This is a genomic window from Pseudomonas trivialis, assembly GCF_036864995.1.
Lineage (GTDB): Bacteria > Pseudomonadota > Gammaproteobacteria > Pseudomonadales > Pseudomonadaceae > Aquipseudomonas > Aquipseudomonas trivialis.
The window spans coordinates 476,251-495,932 of sequence record NZ_CP142151.1; the positions used below are offsets into that span (position 1 = coordinate 476,251).

The following is a 19,682-nucleotide window of genomic DNA, read 5'->3' on the forward strand; positions in this document are numbered from 1 at the left end:
GCGGGACCGTCGCTACATAAAAACAATGCCAGGGCGTCACTCTTATGAGCGTTAGCAATCCTACCCTGATCACGTTCGTGATCTACATCGCAGCAATGGTGCTGATCGGCTTGATGGCCTATCGCTCCACCAACAACCTTTCCGATTACATCCTTGGCGGTCGCAGCCTCGGTAGCGTGGTTACCGCCTTGTCAGCTGGTGCTTCCGATATGAGCGGCTGGTTGTTGATGGGCCTGCCGGGCGCGATCTACATGTCTGGCCTGTCGGAAAGCTGGATCGCCATCGGCCTGATCGTCGGTGCATACCTCAACTGGCTGTTCGTGGCCGGTCGCCTGCGGGTTCAGACCGAGCACAACGGCGATGCCCTGACCCTGCCGGACTACTTCTCCAGCCGTTTCGAAGACAACAGCGGCCTGCTGCGCATCATCTCTGCGGTGGTGATCCTGGTGTTCTTCACCATTTACTGCGCCTCCGGGATCGTGGCCGGTGCCCGCCTGTTTGAAAGCACCTTCGGCATGTCCTACGAGACGGCGTTGTGGGCCGGTGCGGCGGCGACGATTGCCTACACCTTTATCGGTGGTTTCCTGGCGGTGAGCTGGACCGATACCGTGCAGGCCACCCTGATGATCTTCGCGTTGATCCTCACGCCGATCATCGTGCTGCTGACCACGGGCGGTGTCGACACTACATTCCTGGCCATTGAAGCCCAGGACCCGACCAACTTCGACATGCTCAAAAACACCACCTTCATCGGCATCATCTCGCTGATGGGCTGGGGCCTGGGTTACTTCGGCCAACCGCATATCCTGGCGCGCTTCATGGCGGCGGATTCGGTGAAGTCGATCGCCAAAGCGCGTCGCATCTCCATGACCTGGATGATCCTGTGCCTGGGCGGCACCGTGGCGGTGGGCTTCTTCGGCATTGCCTATTTCTCGGCGCACCCGGAAGTGGCCGGTCCCGTGACCGAAAACCCTGAGCGTGTGTTTATCGAGCTGGCCAAGCTGCTGTTCAACCCCTGGATCGCCGGTGTACTGCTGTCGGCCATCCTCGCGGCCGTGATGAGTACCCTGAGCTGCCAGCTGCTGGTGTGTTCCAGCGCTCTGACCGAAGACTTCTACAAAGCATTCCTGCGCAAGGGCGCTTCCCAGCTTGAGCTGGTGTGGGTCGGCCGGATCATGGTGCTGGTGGTGGCGTTGATCGCCATCGCCATGGCCGCCAACCCCGAAAACCGTGTACTCGGGCTGGTGAGCTATGCCTGGGCCGGTTTCGGTGCTGCGTTCGGCCCTGTGGTGCTGATCTCCGTGATCTGGAAGCACATGACCCGCAACGGCGCACTGGCCGGCATCCTGGTCGGTGCAATCACCGTGATCGTGTGGAAGCACTTCGAGGTGCTGGGGCTTTACGAAATCATTCCCGGCTTTATTTTCGCCAGCCTGGCGATCTACTTCGTGAGCAAGATGGGCGCGCCGACCGCTGCGATGGTCGAGCGTTTTGACGCTGCGGAAAAAGACTACAACCTCAACAAGTAATTCGTCGGGCGTTAAGCGCCCGCTGAGTTAGCACAAAGGCCCGCGTCCTCTGGATGGCGGGCTTTTTTTGTGTTCGGTTTACCTGGGGTTGGCGAAAATTCATACGAGCTTATGTAGGCTTTTACTGATTTGCCTGGCACCTGTTCGGTGGAGCGGGGCAGTGGTGCAGAATCGCTCGCCTACCCCTCGCAGAGAAACACCGGATGTTCGCTCTCGCCAATCAAAGTGCGTTTACCCTGACCCTCGACGGAGAGCCCAGTGAACTCAAGGTTCAGGGGTTTTCGGGGGATGAATTTATCAGTCTGCCTTTTCGCTTCGACCTCGAACTGGTCAGCGAACAACCTGATCTGGACATTGAAAGCCTGCTGCATCGACAGGCCTTCCTGGCGTTTGACGCCCAGGGCCGAGGCGTTCACGGTCAGGTCTATCGAGTGGCGCAAGGTGATTCGGGCCGGCGCATGACCCGCTATCAGATAGCCCTCGTGCCGCAGTTGGCTTATCTGGAGCACAGCACCCACCAGCGTATGTTCCAGAAAAAAACCGTTCCGCAGATCATTGCGCTAGTGCTGGAGGCCCAGGCCATCCAGGCTGATAACTTCGCATTCAAGCTGAGCGGGAAGTATCCCGAGCGTGAATACTGTGTTCAGTTCGATGAAACCGACCTGCAGTTCATCCAGCGCTTGTGCGTCGAGTCGGGTATTCACTACCACTTTCAGCACAGCCCCGAGCGCCATCTGTTGGTGTTTGGCGATGATCAAAGCGTGTTTGCCCAGCCTGATCAAACCACTCCGTACTCGCCGGGTTCCGGAATGGTGGCCGACACGCCTGCGATCAAACGTTTCATCCTGCACATGGAGACGCGCACCACGGGTGTGAACCTGCGGGACTACGATTTCAGGAAGCCGAGTCTGGTACTGGAAAGCACAGCTTCGGGAGAGCAGCGCCCCGATCTGAACGCGCAGGCCTATCCTGGGCATTTTATGGATCGCGATCATGGCAACTACCTGGCGCGGCGCCTGTTGGAGCGTCATCGCAGCGATTATCGCCAGGCCAGAGGGTTGAGCGACCAGCCGGCGTTGGTCTGCGGGCAGTTCCTGAAGATGGCCGGGCATCCGCGTCAGGAATGGAATGATCTGTGGCTGATCACCCAGTTGCACCATGAAGGGCATCAGCCGCAGGTGCTGGAGGAGGCTGCGCCTGATGACCATGGCGACGAATCTTCCCCGGGTTACCGTAATGACTTTGTGGTAACACCTTGGGAAGTGATGTTTCGCACACCGCTGATCATGTCGCGCCCGCACATATCCGGCTTCCAGAATGCAGTGGTCACCGGGCCCGTCGACAGCGAGATTCATTGCGATGAATACGGCCGGGTCAAGGTGCAGATGGCCTGGGATCGCGATGGCCAGCATAACGAGCATTCCAGTTGCTGGCTGAGAGTTGCCAGCGGCTGGGCCCATGATCGTTATGGGGCGGTGCTGATTCCTCGGGTGGGCATGGAAGTGCTGGTGGGCTTCGTCAATGGCGATATAGATATGCCGGTCGTCATGGGTTGCCTGCCCAATGCCGCTACACCCGTGCCCCTCGACCTGCCGGCGGACAAGACCCGCAGCATTTTCCGCAGCCAGAGCAGCCCCGGCGGCGGGGGTTACAACGAACTGCGCATCGAGGACCGCAAGGGCGCCGAGGAAATCTACCTGCGCGCCCAGCGGGACTGGACCCAGCATGTGCTCAATGACCAGCAGGTGCAGGTCGACAATCATCGGCGGGTGAAGGTGGGCGGCGAGTCGCACCACGAGTTGCAGGGCGAAGAACAACGCATCATCCATGGCAACCGGCTCACCGAACTCAAGCAGGATGATCATTTGATGGTCGGCGGTTCGCAGCAGATGCAGACCGGGGGCACCATCCGCATTGGCGCAGGGCAAAGCGTGGTCATTGATGCCGGGGCCACGGTCACGATCCAGGCCGCAGGGCAGTCGATCACGCTGTCGGCCGCCGGGATTTTCAGCAGTGTGCCGATTCAGATCGGTGGTGGACCTGCGCCAGCTGCGGCACCGTTGCTGCCTGGTCTAAAGGAAAAACTGCAGGCAGTCATGCCCTTGCTGCTAAGCCCTGCGCAAGTGGCGAGCCTGAAGCGCAGCGCGCCGTTTTGTGAAGAGTGCGAGCGCTGCAAAAACGGGCAGTGTGACATCGCCGAACATGCCTTTTTCGACAGGAAACTCCCCTGATGCCTATCCCTTTGACGCCCAGTGCCTGGCTGGCGAAGTGGCCTTTGCAGGCTGGTGAAACCCTTTACGCGGTGCTGGGCAATGCCAGCGAGGCCAGGCCGCTTGCCGTCTGGCAAGCCAGGGCTGCCGGGCCTGCGCCTCATGCGGTATGGGCAGGGACGGCCTACGCGCAGTGGGGTGAGGTCATGCCTTACGTGGCTATTGTCGAACCGGGCAGCGCCTTTCTCGATTGGATCGCCGCCAGCGAATCGACGGATTGGGGATGGCTGGCGGTGTCGTCCAGCCCGCTGGAAGCCGTGATCGCCCATTTGCAGGGCCTGACCAAGGTGTTGCTGCCCGAGGGGCAGGCTGTGTTTCTGCGCTACTGGGACGGCGCTCGGTTTCTGCCGCTGCTGCAACACCTGGGCGATGGCGCCGGGAAGGTATTGCCGGTGTTTCAGCGTTACCTGATCAATGGCTGCCCACTAACGGTGACGACGGGTGCGGTGACCGTTGCCAAAGCCAGTCCCTGGTGGCCGGTACCGCCGACGCTGCTTGAGCATCTGGCCGCGCAATCACCCCAGCCCCTGATCGACAACCTGCTGCAATGGCTGGAAGAACACCGGCCGGACCTGTACGGCGCTTTCAGCCCGGCGACCCTGCAACACAAGCTGTCGTACTTCGTGCGCGGGCCGCAGCTGGACGTTGCGGCACTGATCGACTACCTCAGTACGGAACTGACGCCCTGAGCACCGCCCGGCACACGGCCCTGCACCTTTGCCCGCGCAGAAGGTAAACTTCGCCCCCTGCGCAGGAGCAACCATGAATTATCGTCACGCCTTTCACGCCGGCAACCACGCCGATGTCTTCAAACACCTGACCCTGACCCGCTTCATCGCCCTGATGTCGCGCAAGGAGCAGCCGTTCGCCTACCTCGACACCCATGCCGGCATCGGCCTGTACGACCTGCAAGGTGATCAGGCCAACCGCACGGGTGAGTACCTCGAAGGCGTCGCCCGCTTGTGGGGCGCCAGCGACCTGCCGCCACTGACCGCCGACTATATGCGCGTGCTGCATGAGATGAACCCCGATGGCCAGTTGCGCTACTACCCGGGCTCTCCCGAGCTGGCTCGCCGCCTCACACGCCCGCAGGACCGCGTATTGCTCAACGAAAAACACCCGGAAGACGGCGTGATGCTCAAGGACAACATGAAGGGCGATCGCCGGGTCAAAGTGCACCTGGGCGAAGGCTGGCATGTGCCGCGTGCCCTGCTGCCGGTACCGGAAAAACGTGCGTTGATGCTGATCGATCCGCCGTTTGAACAGCTCGATGAAATGCAGCGTTGCGCCGCATCCCTCAAGGAAGCAATCGGTCGCATGCGCCAGACGGTCGCGGCGATCTGGTACCCGGTGAAGGATCAGCGCATGTTGCGCCGCTTCTATCAGGACCTGGCCGGCACTGGCGCGCCGAAGTTGCTGCGGGTGGAGTTGCTGGTGCATCCGCTGGACACGCCCAACACCCTGACTGGCTCGGGCCTGGCGATTGCCAACCCGCCGTGGGGTTTGGAAGAGGAATTGCGTGAGCTGCTGCCGTGGCTGTCCAAAAAGCTCGGCCAGACCCAAGGTGGCTGGCAGATGGATTGGCTCATCGCTGAATAATTGGCGCTCAAGCCAGGCACTAAACCAAATTTGCGGCTCTTCCCAGTCTTCGACTTGGCGCTGTCGGGCGGCAAACTGGAGGCTCTGTGGCGAGCGGGCTTGCCCCGCGTTGGGGTGCGCAGCGCCCCCCATCAAGGGAAGCGCGGTGTACCTGACACTGCCCGGAGCATGGTTTTGGGGCTGCTGCGCAGCCCAACGCAGGACAAGCCTGCTCGCCACAGGAATATGGCTTCCTGAAGTTTCAGTTTTTAAATCAAAAAGTTATTTTGTGTTTGATAAGAGCGGGCTTGCTCGCGAAAGCAGGGTGTCAGTTAACGGATAGGTCGACTGATACACCGCATTCGCGGGCAAGCCCGCTCCCACATTTGAGTTGCGTACGTCTTAGATCGGGCAGGTCACGCCTGTGCCGCCGATGCCGCAATAGCCCTGCGGATTCTTCGCCAGGTACTGCTGGTGATACGCCTCGGCGAAATACACCGTCGGCGCCTCTGCAATTTCCGTGGTGATCTCGCCCAGCCCGGCCTTGGTCAGTTCCTGCTGATACGCCTGCGCACTGGCGTGCGCCGCCGTCAGTTGTTCCGGTGTGGTGGCGTAGATGACCGAGCGGTACTGGGTGCCGATGTCGTTGCCCTGGCGCATGCCCTGGGTTGGGTTGTGCAGTTCCCAGAACATCTTCAGCAAATCTTCGTAGGTCACTTTGGCCTGGTCGTACACCACCAGTACCACTTCGCTGTGGCCGGTGAGGCCCGAGCACACTTCTTCGTAGGTCGGGTTGGGCGTGTAGCCGCCGGCGTAACCCACCACGGTGCTGACCACGCCGTCGCGCTCCCAGAACTTGCGCTCGGCGCCCCAGAAACAACCGAGGCCGAAGATCGCAAAGCCAACGTCGTCGACGAACGGGCCCAGCAGCGGGTTGCCGTTGACGAAGTGCGTTTCTGGCAGGGTCATTGGCGTTTCACGGCCAGGCAATGCTTGTTCTTGAGTCGGCAGCACGTTTTTGTTCACCAGAATTTCCGAGCGCAAGACCATGATCAGTCCTCTCAGTCAGATTGAATTGGGTAAGAATCGGACACGCCAGTGTGCCCGAGTGTTACAGCGCTGTCAGGCGATTGGCCCGCGTGGGTAGCGCTTGAGCTTTTCGAGCAGCTCGGAGCCCGGGATCGGCCGGTCGAACAGGTAGCCCTGCCCCACATCGCAACGATGCCGGCGCAGGAACGCCAGTTGCTCGGCGGTCTCGATGCCTTCGGCCACCACCTTGAGTTTCAGGTTGTGGGCCATGGCGATCACGGCCGAGGTGATTTCCATGTCGTCCTGGTTGTCCGGGATTTCGTGGATAAAGCTGCGGTCGATCTTGATGATGTCGATGGGGAATTTTTTCAGGTAGCTCAGCGACGAATAACCGGTGCCGAAGTCGTCCATGGCCAGGGTCAAGCCGAAGCTTTTCAACTGGTCCAGTTGCTGGCGCGTGTCTTCGGTGGCCTCCAGCAGCAGGCCTTCGGTGAGTTCCAGCTCCAGCAGGTTGGCCGGCAGTTCTTCTTCCTTGAGGATGCTGGCGATGGAGGCCACCAGGTCCGGGTCGGAGAACTGTTTGGGCGACAGGTTGATCGCCACCTGCAGGTTGCCCATGCCGGCGGCGCTCAGTCGCTTGCTCATGCGGCAGGCCTGGCGCGCGATCCATTTGCCGATAGGGATGATCAAACCGGTTTCTTCGGCCACGCTGATGAACTGGTCGGGGCGGATCATGCCCTTTTCCGGGTGGTTCCAGCGCAGCAGCGCTTCCATCCCCAACAGGCGGCCGCTGCGCAGGCACAGCTTGGGCTGATAGAACACGTCCAGCTCGTTTTGCGTCAGCGCGCGGCGCAGGTTGTTTTCCACGAACAGCTTGTAGCTGGCCTCGGCATTCAGTGCTTCGGTGAACACCTGTACCTGATGTTTGCCGTTGGCCTTGGCTTTGTGCAGGGCCAGGCCGGCGTTGCGCATCAGCGTCTGCGGGTCGCGGCCATGCAACGGCGCGCAGGCCAGGCCCACGGAGCCGGTGACGCTGATCAACTGGTTGTCGACGAACATCGGCTTGTCGAGCGTGGCCAGCAGTTGGCTGGCGACCTGCTGGCCGCTCTCGAGGTCGGTGTCGTCGAGCAGCACCGCAAATTCGTTACTGGCAAAGCGCGCCAGGCTGCCGCTGGTGCTCAGGCTGTTGCGCAGGCGCCGGGCGAGGCTGATCAGCAGCTTGTCGCCGGTCTGGTGGCCGAGGCTGTCGTTGATGCGTTTGAAGTTGTCGATGTCCACCAGCAGCAGGCTGATCGGACTGTCGCTGTCGCGGGCAAAGCGCTCATCGAGGTTGCGGATGAACGCCGGACGGTTGCCCAGGTTGGTCAGGTTGTCGGTGTACGCCAGGCGCTCGATACGCTGCTGGGCCAGCTTGGTCTGGGTGATGTCTTCGTAGATGCCGATGTAATGGGTCAGCTCACGGTTGTCGCCGTACACCTTGGAAATCGACAGCTGGCCCCAGTAGGGTTCCAGGTTCTTGCGCCGGCTCTTGAACTCACCCTGCCAGCTGTTGCTCTTGGCCAGGGCCGAGGGCGCGTCGAACAGCAGCTCACTGAGGTTTTCCAGGGCCGGCAACTGCGCCAGGCGGTGGCCGTGGACCTCTTCGGTGCTGTACTGGGTAATCGCGGTAAAACTGGGGTTAACGTACTCCACCACGCCGTCGCAATTGACCAGCAGAAAGGCATTCGCGCTTTGCTCCACCGCACGCTGGAACAGGTGCAGTGCGCTGGTGGCGGTGCGCCGGTTGTGGTTGTTGATGACCTGGGCGAACTGGTCTGCCAGCTCGCCGGCAAACGCAATTTCATCGGACTGCCAGGCGCGCGGGCTGCCGCCCTGTTCCAGGCACAGCACGCCGACCACCTGGCCGTCCACGCGAATGCTCGCGTCGAGCATGGCGTAGGTGTCATTGGCGCGCAGGGTCTCGGCCATTTCCCGGGTGCGCGGGTCGCGCATGGCGTTGTTGGCGTCGATGGCGCGACTGGTATGCAGGGCCTCCAGATAGTCGGGGAAGCCGCTGGCATCAATCGGATCGGGCAGGTGGTGGCGCCCGTCGGCATGGTTGTACGCCGAGATCGGCACCAGGCGCTGGCCTTCGAGGTTCCAGATGCTGGCGAAATCGATCTGGTAGATATCGCAGGCGCTGCGGGTGATCAGCTCGGCGGCTTCCTGCAGCGAATTGGGGGTGGTGTAGCGCTGACGGGCCAGCAGCAGGATCAGATCCTGCTGGGCGCGCACCCGCTCAAGGTGTTGCAGTTGTTCCTGTTGCGCGCGCTGGTTGAGTTCCAGGGCGATCTGCAGGCGGCTGTTCTGGCTTTCCAGGTCGACAGTCGGGGCGGTGGAGGGCAGCTCGTTGAACAGGCCGTCCACGACCATCAGGTAGCCGCGCAGCAGGTGACGATTGTGCTGTTTGTAGGCCTCGCCCATTTCCAGCAGGTTCAGCGGGCCGTCGTTGGTGTGCAGGGTATAGCGCACCAGGTAGTGAGGGCTCTGGCTCAGCTGTTGCTGGATGGCATCGTGCAGTTGATAGCGCGCCTGTGGCTCCATCAGGCTGGCGTAGGGAGTGCCGAGCAGGGCACACAGTTCCACCGCCGACAGGCCGAATTGGCGTTCGCAATTGGGGTCCAGGTACAGCAGGGCCCAGCTTGCCTCATTCAGCCGCTCGAAACGCAGCATACCCAGGCGCGAAGGCACGGGTAATTGCGTCACTACCTCGGCCGCCATACGGGCGGCATCGGGCTGGCTTTTCATGGGGAAGCTCACTTGAAATAACGCACTTGGCGCCGGGCTCACGCCCTCTTGACTGTTGCTTGTGGCAAGGTTGCATCATGCAGCACAGGCTGACAAGAGAGGATGAAGGCTAAGTGCTATAAGGCTGTTATCGGCCGGCTGGGGGATTTCTGCAGTCGGGTTGATCAAAGGTGTACAAACCTGTTCGCAAAGCCATGGCCTGTGCGGCGTACACGCAAAAAAAGGTTCTTCACGGAATCCCGGGAAAGACAGAAACAAGAACGCCGATTTGGTTGATGATGTTCGTGCGAGCAAACACATCTAACAAACCGGCGTTCTTATGCGCGATATTAATACTTTCCTTCCTTTTTGGGAGGGCTTTTCTGTCGTCACGATCAAGACTGATGGTGACACCCTACAGATCGATCTGGCTCCCCACGCCACTCGATTTCCTTCCTGCGGTGGCTGCCAAAAACCTTGTTCAACCACTCATGAGTATTGCGAGCGAACCGTTCGTGATCTTCCCATTCTCGGTCGCGCGGTACGCCTCAGCGTTTTGCTCAGGCGGGTTGGCTGCCGCGACTGTGGCAAACGCATGGAGGCCGTCAGTTGGCTGGATCGCTATGCCCGGATGACGCGCCGCTTGGCGGATGCGGTCATTCAAGCCTGCGAGCGCCTTCCAACCCTGCACGTGGCACAGATGTTTGGCCTGCATTGGGACACCGTTCGGTTGCTGGAGCGTCGAGCCTTACAGGCGGCGTTGAGCACGCTGCCAAAGGCGCAGCCACGACGCCTAGTGATGGATGAATTCGCGCTGTTCAAAGGGCATCGCTACGCCAGTGTGGTGTTGGATGCCGATACGCGAAGAGTGCTATGGATTGGCGAAGGCCGTAGCAGGGCGGCGGTTCGGCCCTTTTTCGAAGAGCTGGGGCCAGAGGGATGTGCTCGAATCGAAGCGGTTGCGATGGACATGAATACCGCTTTTGACCTGGAGGTCCGTCAGCACTGCCCGAAAGCGCGAGTGGTCTACGACCTCTTTCATGTGGTGGCCAAATATGGCCGAGAGGTGATAGATCGGGTCCGCGTCGACGAGGCCAATCGACTGCGTCATGACAAGCCGGCTCGCAAGGTCATCAAGCAGGCGCGATGGCTGTTGCTGCGCAATCCGCAGAATCTGAAAACGCCGGAACAACAGGTTCGTTTGCAGGATTTGTTGGCGGCCAACCAATCGCTGATGACGGTTTATTTGATGAAGGCTGAGCTCAAAACGCTCTGGACAGCAAGCGCTGCCTGGGCTTGGCGAGCGGCTTGGAAACAATGGCTGCGCCATGCTCATGAAAGCGAAATACCGGCTCTGGTGCAGTTTGCCAAACGGCTAAAGGGTTACTGGCGAGGCATCGTAAGCCGGGTTCGCTGGCCGATGCATACGGGTCAGTTGGAAGGAATAAACAATCGAATAAAGGTCATCAAGCGGATGGCGTACGGTTACCGGGATAGCGAGTTCTTTTTCATGAAGATCAAGAGCGTCTTTCCCGGTAATCCGTGAAGAACCAAAAAAAAGCCCCGCCATGTGGCGGGGTTGAGGTACGAGCGTGGCGCTCGAAAATCGGTGCAACCCGGCCTTCCCGATGAAGGAGAGGCCGGGTGATGCTTACAGCAGGATGGTGCGGATGTCGTTCAGCAACTGGCTCAGACGCTGAGTGAAGCGTGCAGCCGCGGCACCATTGATCACGCGGTGATCGTAGGACAGCGACAGCGGCAGCATCAGTTTCGGCTGGAACGCTTTACCGTCCCACACTGGCTGGATAGTCGCCTTGGATACACCCAGGATCGCCACTTCCGGTGCGTTGACGATTGGCGTGAAGCCAGTGCCGCCAATGTGACCGAGGCTGGAAATGGTGAAGCAGGCGCCTTGCATGTCGTCGGCGGTGAGCTTCTTGTCACGGGCCTTGGCAGCCAGTGCAGCCGCTTCGGCAGCCAGTTGCAGCAGGCTCTTCTGGTCAACGTTCTTGATCACAGGCACCAGCAGGCCGTCCGGGGTATCAACCGCAAAACCGACGTTCACGTACTTCTTGCGAATGATCGCCTTGCCGCTTGGCGCCAGCGAACTGTTGAAGTCCGGCAGTTCCTTGAGCAGGTGTGCGCAGGCCTTGAGCAACAGTGGCAGCACGGTCAGCTTGACGCCGGCCTTCTCGGCCACGGCTTTCTGCGCAACGCGGAAGGCTTCGAGGTCGGTGATGTCGGCCTGGTCAAACTGGGTCACGTGCGGGATGTTCAGCCAGCTGCGGTGCAGGCTCGACGCGCCGATTTGCATCAGGCGAGTCATCGGCACTTCTTCGGTCTCGCCGAAGCGGCTGAAGTCCACGACCGGGATCGGCGGAATGCCCGAACCACCGGTGGCAGCGCCTGCAGCCGGAGCTTCCTTGGCCTTCTGCATCATGGATTTGACGTAAACCTGCACGTCTTCCTTCAGCACACGACCATGCGGGCCGGTGGCCGACACAGCGTTCAGCTCGACACCGAATTCACGGGCCAGTTGGCGAACCGCAGGGCCGGCGTGAACCTTGGCACCGCTTGGCGCAGGTGCAGCAGCAGGGGCCGGTGCGGCCTCGGCTTTTGCAGCAGGTGCCGGGGCGGCAGCGGCCGGAGCAGCTTCAGCCTTTGCAGCAGCCGGAGCGGCGGCGGGTGCTGGAGCGGCAGCCGGTGCAGCGCCTTGTACTTTCAGCTTGAGGATGAAGTCGCCAGTGCCGACTTCGTCTTCCAGCTTGACCGCGATGCTTTCCACTACGCCGGCAGCCGGCGACGGGATTTCCATGGAGGCCTTGTCGGACTCCAGGGTGATCAGCGACTGGTCGGCTTCGACGGTGTCGCCCACCTTGACCAGCAGCTCGATGATCTTGGCCTTGCCCGACGAACCGATGTCCGGGACGTGAATGTCCTGGACCGCGGCTTCTGCCGGTGCAGCAGCCGGGACCGCAGGGGCCTCGGCAGCGGCAGGTTTTTCAGCGGCCGGCGCGGGGGCGGCAGCAGGTTCAGCCTTGGCGGCAGGGGCTGCATCGGCAGCACCTTCGATTTCCAGCTCCAGCAGTTCGTCGCCTTCTTTCAGGCGATCGCCCAGCTTCACTTTCAGGCTCTTGACCACACCGGCCTTGGGAGCAGGGATTTCCATGCTCGCCTTGTCCGACTCGAGGGTAAGGATGCTCTGGTCGGCTTCGACGGTGTCGCCGACCTTCACAAACAGCTCGATTACTTCACCTTCACCGCTGCCGATGTCAGGTACGCGAATGAGTTCGCTCACAAAAGTCTCCTCAGCAGTCCAGTGGGTTGCGTTTTTCCGGGTTGATCCCGAACTTGACGATGGCGTCAGCCACCACCTTGGGTTCGATCTCACCACGGTCAGCCAAGGCTTCCAGGGCTGCCAACACCACGAAGTGACGGTCGACTTCGAAGAAGTGACGCAGCTTCTTGCGGCTGTCACTGCGGCCGAAACCGTCGGTGCCCAGGACTTTGAATTCCTTGGACGGGACCCACTGGCGAATCTGTTCAGCAAACAGCTTCATGTAGTCGGTAGAGGCAATCACTGGACCCTTGCGGCCGGCCAGGCATTCTTCGACGTAGCTCAGTGCAGGCTTCTGACCTGGGTGCAGGCGGTTGTTACGCTCCACTGCCAGGCCGTCGCGACGCAGTTCGTTGAAGCTGGTAACGCTCCACACATCGGCGCCGACGTTGAATTCGTCACGCAGGATCTTCGCCGCTTCGCGCACTTCACGCAGGATGGTGCCGGAGCCCATCAGCTGCACGTGGTGCGCCGCTTCCTTGGTGTCTTCTTCGAGCAGGTACATGCCCTTGATGATGCCTTCCTCAACACCGGCCGGCATGGCAGGTTGTTGGTAGGACTCGTTCATCACGGTGATGTAGTAGAAAACGTCCTGCTGCTGCTCGGTCATCTTCTTCATGCCGTCCTGGATGATCACCGCCAGCTCGTAGCCGTAGGTTGGATCAAAGGTGCGGCAGTTCGGGATGGTGGCCGCCAGGATGTGGCTGTGACCGTCTTCGTGTTGCAGGCCTTCGCCGTTCAGCGTGGTGCGGCCGGCGGTGCCGCCGATCAGGAAGCCACGGGTACGGCTGTCGCCCGCTGCCCACGCCAGGTCGCCGATACGCTGGAAGCCGAACATCGAGTAGAAGATGTAGAACGGCAGCATTGGCTGGTTGTGGCTAGAGTACGAGGTACCGGCAGCGATGAAGGAGCTCATGGCGCCCGCTTCGTTGATGCCTTCTTCGAGGATCTGGCCCTTCTTGTCTTCCTTGTAGAACATCACCTGGTCTTTATCGACTGGCTCGTAGAGCTGGCCGACCGAGGAGTAGATGCCCAACTGACGGAACATGCCTTCCATACCGAAGGTACGGGCTTCGTCCGGGATGATCGGCACGATGCGCGAACCGATTTCCTTGTCCTTGACCAGTTGCGCGAGGATGCGCACGAAGGCCATGGTGGTGGAAATTTCACGGTCGCCCGAACCGTCCAGGATCGCCTTGAGGGTATCGAGTGGCGGCGTAGGAATATCGAACGACTTGGCGCGGCGCTGCGGTACGAAACCGCCCAGTGCGGTGCGACGCTCGCTGAGATAGCGGGCTTCGGCGCTGTTTGGCTCGGGCTTGAAGAACGGCAGGTTCTCCAGCTCTTCGTCCTTGACCGGAATGTCGAAACGGTCGCGGAACAGCTTCAGGCTGTCGACGTCGACTTTCTTGGTGTTGTGCGCGGTGTTCTTCGCTTCGCCGGCACCGGTGCCATAACCCTTGATGGTCTTGGCCAGGATGACGGTCGGCTGCTCTTTGTGGTTGACCGCCTGGTGGTATGCCGCGTAGACCTTGTACGGGTCGTGGCCGCCACGGTTGAGTTTCCAGATCTCGTCGTCGGACAGGTCTGCAACCATTGCCTTGAGTTCAGGCGTGTTGAAGAAGTGTTCACGCACGAACGCGCCGTCTTTGGCCTTGTAGTTCTGGTACTCGCCGTCGATGACTTCGTCCATGCGACGTTGCAGGATACCGTCGACGTCCTTGGCCAGCAGTGGGTCCCAGAAACGGCCCCAGATGACTTTGGTGACGTTCCAGTGAGCGCCACGGAACACGCCTTCGAGTTCCTGGATGATCTTGGCGTTGCCGCGAACCGGGCCGTCGAGGCGCTGCAGGTTGCAGTTGATGACGAAGATCAGGTTGTCCAGCTTCTCGCGGCCGACCAGGGAGATGGCGCCCAGGGATTCCGGCTCGTCGCACTCGCCGTCGCCCAGGAAGCACCAGACTTTCTGCTTGCCTTCCGGGATGAAACCACGGGCTTCCAGGTACTTCATGAAGCGTGCCTGGTAGATCGCTTGAATTGGACCCAGACCCATGGAAACGGTCGGGAACTGCCAGAAATCGGGCATCAGCCAAGGGTGCGGGTAGGACGACAGGCCCTGACCGTCGACTTCCTGGCGGAAGTTGTTCATTTGTTCTTCGCTGATGCGGCCTTCCATGAACGCACGGGCGTAAACGCCTGGGGAGGTGTGGCCCTGGAAGTAGATCAGGTCGCCGCCGTGTTCGTCGGTCGGGGCCTGGAAGAAGTAGTTGAAGCCGATGTCATAGAGGGTTGCGCTGGAGGCGAAACTGGAGATGTGACCGCCCAGGTCCGAATCTTTCAAGTTCGTGCGCATTACCATCGCCATGGCGTTCCAGCGTACCAGCGAGCGAATGCGGCGTTCCATGAACAGGTCGCCAGGCATGCGTGCTTCGTGGGTAACGGGGATGGTGTTGCGGTATGGCGTGGTGATGGCGTAAGGCAACTGCGAGCCGCTGCGGGTCGCGAGTTCGCCCATACGGGTCATCAGGTAATGAGCACGGTCTTCGCCTTCTTTGTCGAGAACCGATTCCAGGGCGTCCAGCCATTCCTGGGTTTCGACGGGATCGAGGTCTTGCATGGCTTGCTCCAGGGCGGAAAGGCTACCAGAATCGGTTGCCTGAAGTTTGCGACTGGCCTTGTGGGCAGACGACATAAATTCTTGGATGGCCGAAGGTTGCTTCGGCGTCCTGTAGTTTTACTACAAATCGTCGGCCATTTCAGCCTTTCGAATGTATATACGAGTAGTAAAACTACACAAGATCGAGCGTATGGCTCGGTCTGGCTGGTGAGCATAATCGTTAATGTTGATCTTTTGCGAACAAGAAAAGGTTAAAGTTTGATGTTACCTGCCAAAATTAATTTAATTTCAGCTATTTATAACTTTTGTTCGACAGTTCTTCACCGAGCGCGGTTCTCGCGTTCACCTCTACAGGCCATTTACACGCCGATCAAGGATAGACCATGAGCCTTCCAACGCTGGCCGAACTGCCTGCCATTCTCTTGCCATTTGCCCAGCGGGCCGAGCAGTCATTTCGTGACGCCGTGGCCGCGCTGGACGACGATAATGGACTGTGTGCGTGGACGCCGCAACGGTGGGCAGAGTTTACCCGTGTATGCGCCGCCAGTGATTTTGTCATTGAACAAAGCGTTCGTGACCCTTTGATGTTGCTGGAGCTGGTGGCCTGGGGCGAGCTGGATCGCGGTTTTGCACCGGGCGAGCTGTGCAGCCAGATCTCCGGTGCCGTGCAACAGGCGCAAACGGAAGACGAACTGGGTCGTCTCCTGCGGCGCCAGCGCACGCGCCAGCAAGTGCGCATCATCTGGCGCGACCTGACCCGCCAGGCCGACCTGGTGCAAACCTGCCGCGACCTCTCCGACATGGCTGATGCCTGCATCGATCAGGCCTATCAATGGCTGTACCAGCGCCACTGCGTGCAGTTCGGCACGCCTACCGGTCGGCGCAGCGGCGAAGCCCAGCACATGGTCATCCTCGGCATGGGCAAGCTCGGCGCGGTGGAGCTCAACCTGTCGTCGGATATCGACCTGATCTTCGCTTACCCCGAAGGCGGCGAGACGGTGGGGGTGAAGCGCTCCCTGGACAATCAGGAGTTTTTCATCCGCCTGGGTCAAAAATTGATCAAGGCGCTGGACCCGATGACCGTCGATGGTTTTGTCTTTCGCGTCGACATGCGCCTGCGCCCCTATGGTTCTGCCGGCGCGCTGGTGCTGAGCTTCAACGCGCTGGAGCAGTATTACCAGGATCAGGGCCGCGACTGGGAGCGCTACGCGATGATCAAGGCGCGGGTGGTGGCGGGCGATCAAGTGGCCGGCTCAGTGCTGCTGGATATGCTGCGACCGTTCGTCTACCGCCGTTACCTGGACTTTTCGGCCATCGAAGCGCTGCGCACCATGAAGCAGTTGATCCAGCAAGAAGTGCGGCGCAAGGGCATGGCCGAAAACATCAAACTGGGTTCGGGCGGCATTCGCGAAGTGGAGTTTATCGCCCAGGCGTTCCAGCTCATTCACGGCGGCCGCGACCTGAGCCTGCAACAACGGCCTCTGCTCAATGTGCTGGGCACCCTCGAAGGCCAGGGCTACCTGCCGCCGGCGGTGATTGCCGAATTACGCAATGGCTACGAATTCCTGCGCTACACCGAACACGCGATCCAGGCGATTGCCGACCGTCAGACGCAGATGCTCCCCGACAGCCCGGAAGACCAGGCGCGCATTGCCTTTATGCTCGGGTTTGCCGACTGGACGGCGTTCCACGAGCGCCTGATGCACTGGCGTGGCCGCGTGGACTGGCACTTCCGCCAGGTGATTGCCGATCCGGATGAGGAGGAGGGTGAAGAAAGCGAGTTGGTCGTGGGCGGTGAGTGGCTGCCATTGTGGGAAGAGTCCCAGGATGACGACGCGGCCTGCCGCCAGCTAGCCGAAGGCGGTTTCACCGATGCGCCCAAGGCGCTCAAGGCCCTGGCCGGCCTGCGCAGCAGCCCGCAATTGCGGGCCATGCAGCGTCTGGGGCGTGAGCGCCTGGACGCGTTTATTCCGCGCCTGCTGGCGCAGGCCGTGGAGCACGCCAATCCGGACCTGGTGATGGAGCGGGTATTGCCGCTGGTGGAAGCCGTCGCCCGACGTTCGGCCTACCTGGTGCTGCTCACCGAAAACCCCGACGCCCTGCGCCGCCTGCTGACTCTGTGTGCCGCCAGCCCGTGGATCGCCGAGCAAATCACGCGCTTCCCGCTGCTGCTGGATGAATTGCTTAACGAAGGCCGCCTGTTCAAGCCGCCGCTGGCGCCGGAATTGGCCGCCGAGCTGCGCGAGCGCCTCACGCGTATCCCCGAGGACGACCTCGAGCAGCAGATGGAAGCGCTGCGCCACTTCAAACTGGCTCACCGCCTGCGTGTGGCTGCCTCGGAAATCGTCGGCAGCCTGCCGTTGATGAAAGTCAGCGACTACCTCACCTGGCTCGCCGAAGCCATTCTCGAACAAGTGCTGGCCCTGGCCTGGCGCCAGACCGTCGCGCGCCACGGCTCGCCGCAGTGGCTGGACGGCAGCCTGTGCAATCCGGGGTTTATCATCGTCGGGTACGGCAAGGTCGGCGGCATCGAACTGGGCCATGGCTCGGACCTGGACCTGGTGTTTATCCACGATGGCGACCCCCATGCCGAAACCGATGGCGCCAAGCCGATCGACGGCGCGCAGTTCTTTACCCGCCTGGGCCAGCGCATCATTCACCTGCTGACCACCCAGACCAACTCCGGCCAACTGTACGAAGTGGACATGCGCCTGCGACCTTCCGGCGCGTCCGGGCTGCTGGTCAGTTCGCTGGGGGCATTCGACCGCTATCAACAAAATGAAGCATGGACCTGGGAGCATCAGGCCCTGATCCGCGCGCGCGTGCTGGTGGGTAGCCAGGATGTGGGGCAGGCATTCGAGCAGGTCCGGGCCAAGGTGCTGGGGCGTGAGCGCGACCTGGCGAAACTGCGCCAGGAGGTCAGTGAGATGCGCGCCAGGATGCGTGACAACCTGGGCACCAGGGCCACGACAGCCGGGACCGGTGCCAATGCCTTCGAGGCCACGGCCGTGTTCGACCTCAAGCAGGACGCCGGAGGTATCGTCGATATTGAATTTATGGTGCAATACGCGGCTTTGGCGTGGTCTGCGCAACATCCTGCGTTGCTGCGCTTTACCGACAATATCCGCATTCTGGAGGGCCTGGAGCAGGTCGGGCTGATGCCCGCCGCCGATGCCCATTTGCTGCGTGAGGTGTACAAGGCCTACCGTTCCGCTGCACATCGCCAGGCCTTGCAGAACGAGGCCGGCACCGTGAGCGGGGAGCAGTTTGCCGACGAGCGGCGGCAGGTGATGCGAATCTGGCGTGAGCTGGGTTTAAGCTGATTAATTGAGTGGCGCCAATTTAATGTGGAAATCGGCCTTATGTGGGAGCCGGGCTTGCCCGCGATGCAGGCGCCTCGGTACTTCAGCCATACCGAAGCGATGCCATCGCAGGCAAGCCAGCTCCCACAAAAAGCGCGATCTACAATCATTGTCGAGGCGGGGAGGCATAAGCCTCCCCGCATCGTTTGTGGAAACTACATGAATATTCTGATCGTTGGGCCCAGTTGGGTCGGTGACATGGTGATGGCACAGACACTGTTCCAGTGCCTGCGCCAGCGCCATCCAGACTGCCAGATCGACGTGCTCGCCCCCGAGTGGAGCCGGCCGATCCTTGAACGTATGCCCGAAGTGCGCCAGGCCTTGAGCTTCCCGCTTGGCCATGGCGCGCTTGAGCTTGCGACGCGCCGGCGCATCGGCAAGTCCCTGGCCGGCCAGTACGACCAGGCGATCCTGCTGCCCAACTCGCTCAAGTCGGCGCTGGTGCCGTATTTTGCCGGCATCCCCAAGCGCACCGGCTGGCGCGGCGAGTTTCGCTACGTGCTGCTCAACGACGTGCGCACCCTCGACAAGGCGCGCTACCCGCTGATGATCGAGCGCTTCATGGCCCTGGCCTATGCGCCGGGTGCCGAGTTGCCCACGCCGTATCCACGGCCGAGCCTGCAAATCGACCCGTTGACCCGCGATGCCGCGCTGACCAAGTTTGGCCTGCAGTTGGATCGCCCGGTGCTGGCGCTGTGCCCAGGCGCGGAGTTTGGCGAGTCCAAGCGCTGGCCGTCGGAGCATTACGCCAAGGTCGCCGAAACGAAGATCCGCGAAGGCTGGCAGGTGTGGCTGTTCGGTTCGAAAAACGATCACTCGGTGGGCGAAGACATTCGCCAGCGCCTGATCCCCGGCCTGCGTGAAGAAGCGGTGAACCTGAGTGGCGAGACCTCGCTGGCCGAGGCGATCGACCTGCTCTCCTGCGCCGATTCGGTGGTGTCCAACGATTCCGGCCTGATGCACGTGGCCGCCGCGCTGAACCGTCCGCTGGTGGCGGTGTACGGCTCTACCTCGCCGGGTTTTACGCCGCCGTTGGCCGACCAGGTCGAAGTGGTGCGCCTGGGGCTGGAGTGCAGCCCGTGTTTTGAGCGCACCTGCCGGTTCGGCCACTACAATTGCCTGCGCCAATTGCTGCCGCAGCCGGTGACCGATGCGTTGCAGCGGTTGCAGGGCGACGCGGTCGAGGTTCACTGA

Annotated in this window: 11 protein-coding genes; 7 read left to right on the forward strand and 4 right to left on the reverse strand. The window is 61.1% G+C overall.

Features of this window, described 5'->3' with window-relative positions; genetic code table 11:
• Positions 1–44: 44 nt before the first annotated feature.
• From putP to VRB54_RS02045, 4 genes are all read left to right on the forward strand, one after another.
• Positions 45–1,529, forward strand: a complete 1,485-nt coding sequence (gene putP, locus VRB54_RS02030) for a sodium/proline symporter PutP (protein ID WP_338479336.1) — start codon at positions 45–47, stop codon at positions 1,527–1,529.
• A gap of 203 nt (positions 1,530–1,732) precedes the next feature.
• The gene (locus VRB54_RS02035) at positions 1,733–3,760 is read left to right on the forward strand and encodes a type VI secretion system tip protein VgrG (protein ID WP_338479337.1); all 2,028 of its coding nucleotides are present in this window, start codon (positions 1,733–1,735) and stop codon (positions 3,758–3,760) included.
• Positions 3,760–4,488, forward strand: a complete 729-nt coding sequence (locus VRB54_RS02040) for a DUF4123 domain-containing protein (protein WP_338479338.1) — start codon at positions 3,760–3,762, stop codon at positions 4,486–4,488. Before VRB54_RS02035 ends, VRB54_RS02040 begins: the two co-directional genes overlap by 1 nt.
• 73 nt (positions 4,489–4,561) lie before the next feature.
• Positions 4,562–5,398 carry a 23S rRNA (adenine(2030)-N(6))-methyltransferase RlmJ gene (locus tag VRB54_RS02045; protein WP_338479339.1) on the forward strand — a complete coding sequence of 279 codons (837 nt, stop codon included), beginning with the start codon at positions 4,562–4,564 and terminating at the stop codon, positions 5,396–5,398.
• A 381-nt stretch (positions 5,399–5,779) separates the two neighbouring features.
• On the opposite strand, the gene msrA is transcribed toward VRB54_RS02045, so the two are convergent.
• Both msrA and VRB54_RS02055 read right to left on the reverse strand, forming a co-directional pair.
• Positions 5,780–6,427 carry a peptide-methionine (S)-S-oxide reductase MsrA gene (gene msrA, locus VRB54_RS02050; protein WP_338479340.1) on the reverse strand — a complete coding sequence of 216 codons (648 nt, stop codon included), beginning with the start codon at positions 6,425–6,427 and terminating at the stop codon, positions 5,780–5,782.
• Between the two features lie 72 nt (positions 6,428–6,499).
• Entirely contained in the window at positions 6,500–9,193 is a 2,694-nt protein-coding gene (locus tag VRB54_RS02055; RefSeq protein ID WP_338479341.1) for a putative bifunctional diguanylate cyclase/phosphodiesterase, read from the reverse strand.
• A gap of 319 nt (positions 9,194–9,512) precedes the next feature.
• Here VRB54_RS02055 and VRB54_RS02060 point away from each other — a divergent pair, with 319 nt between their 5' ends.
• Positions 9,513–10,718: an ISL3 family transposase gene (locus tag VRB54_RS02060; protein WP_338479005.1), complete on the forward strand. Its 1,206-nt coding sequence runs from the start codon at positions 9,513–9,515 to the stop codon at positions 10,716–10,718.
• A gap of 105 nt (positions 10,719–10,823) precedes the next feature.
• Here the strand turns inward: VRB54_RS02060 and aceF are convergent, their stop codons facing one another.
• Both aceF and aceE read right to left on the reverse strand, forming a co-directional pair.
• Positions 10,824–12,470 (reverse strand): dihydrolipoyllysine-residue acetyltransferase, encoded by a 1,647-nt coding sequence (aceF, locus tag VRB54_RS02065; RefSeq protein ID WP_338479342.1) that lies wholly within the window; start codon positions 12,468–12,470, stop codon positions 10,824–10,826.
• 10 nt (positions 12,471–12,480) lie between these two features.
• A complete protein-coding gene (aceE, locus tag VRB54_RS02070) occupies positions 12,481–15,126 on the reverse strand; it encodes a pyruvate dehydrogenase (acetyl-transferring), homodimeric type (protein ID WP_338479343.1) in 2,646 nt (881 codons plus the stop codon).
• 383 nt (positions 15,127–15,509) lie between these two features.
• Here aceE and glnE point away from each other — a divergent pair, with 383 nt between their 5' ends.
• Together glnE and waaF are read left to right on the forward strand one after the other, a co-directional pair.
• Positions 15,510–18,449 (forward strand): bifunctional [glutamate--ammonia ligase]-adenylyl-L-tyrosine phosphorylase/[glutamate--ammonia-ligase] adenylyltransferase, encoded by a 2,940-nt coding sequence (glnE, locus tag VRB54_RS02075; protein ID WP_338479345.1) that lies wholly within the window; start codon positions 15,510–15,512, stop codon positions 18,447–18,449.
• A gap of 198 nt (positions 18,450–18,647) precedes the next feature.
• A complete protein-coding gene (gene waaF, locus VRB54_RS02080) occupies positions 18,648–19,682 on the forward strand; it encodes a lipopolysaccharide heptosyltransferase II (RefSeq protein WP_338479346.1) in 1,035 nt (344 codons plus the stop codon).

Coding starts and splice junctions, on each gene's coding strand:
- putP (WP_338479336.1), top strand. CDS start 45: ATGAGCGTTAGCAATCCTACCCTGATCACGTTCGTGATCTACATCGCA.
- VRB54_RS02035 (WP_338479337.1), top strand. CDS start 1,733: ATGTTCGCTCTCGCCAATCAAAGTGCGTTTACCCTGACCCTCGACGGA.
- VRB54_RS02040 (WP_338479338.1), top strand. CDS start 3,760: ATGCCTATCCCTTTGACGCCCAGTGCCTGGCTGGCGAAGTGGCCTTTG.
- VRB54_RS02045 (WP_338479339.1), top strand. CDS start 4,562: ATGAATTATCGTCACGCCTTTCACGCCGGCAACCACGCCGATGTCTTC.
- msrA (WP_338479340.1), bottom strand. CDS start 6,427: ATGGTCTTGCGCTCGGAAATTCTGGTGAACAAAAACGTGCTGCCGACT.
- VRB54_RS02055 (WP_338479341.1), bottom strand. CDS start 9,193: ATGAAAAGCCAGCCCGATGCCGCCCGTATGGCGGCCGAGGTAGTGACG.
- VRB54_RS02060 (WP_338479005.1), top strand. CDS start 9,513: ATGCGCGATATTAATACTTTCCTTCCTTTTTGGGAGGGCTTTTCTGTC.
- aceE (WP_338479343.1), bottom strand. CDS start 15,126: ATGCAAGACCTCGATCCCGTCGAAACCCAGGAATGGCTGGACGCCCTG.
- glnE (WP_338479345.1), top strand. CDS start 15,510: ATGAGCCTTCCAACGCTGGCCGAACTGCCTGCCATTCTCTTGCCATTT.
- waaF (WP_338479346.1), top strand. CDS start 18,648: ATGAATATTCTGATCGTTGGGCCCAGTTGGGTCGGTGACATGGTGATG.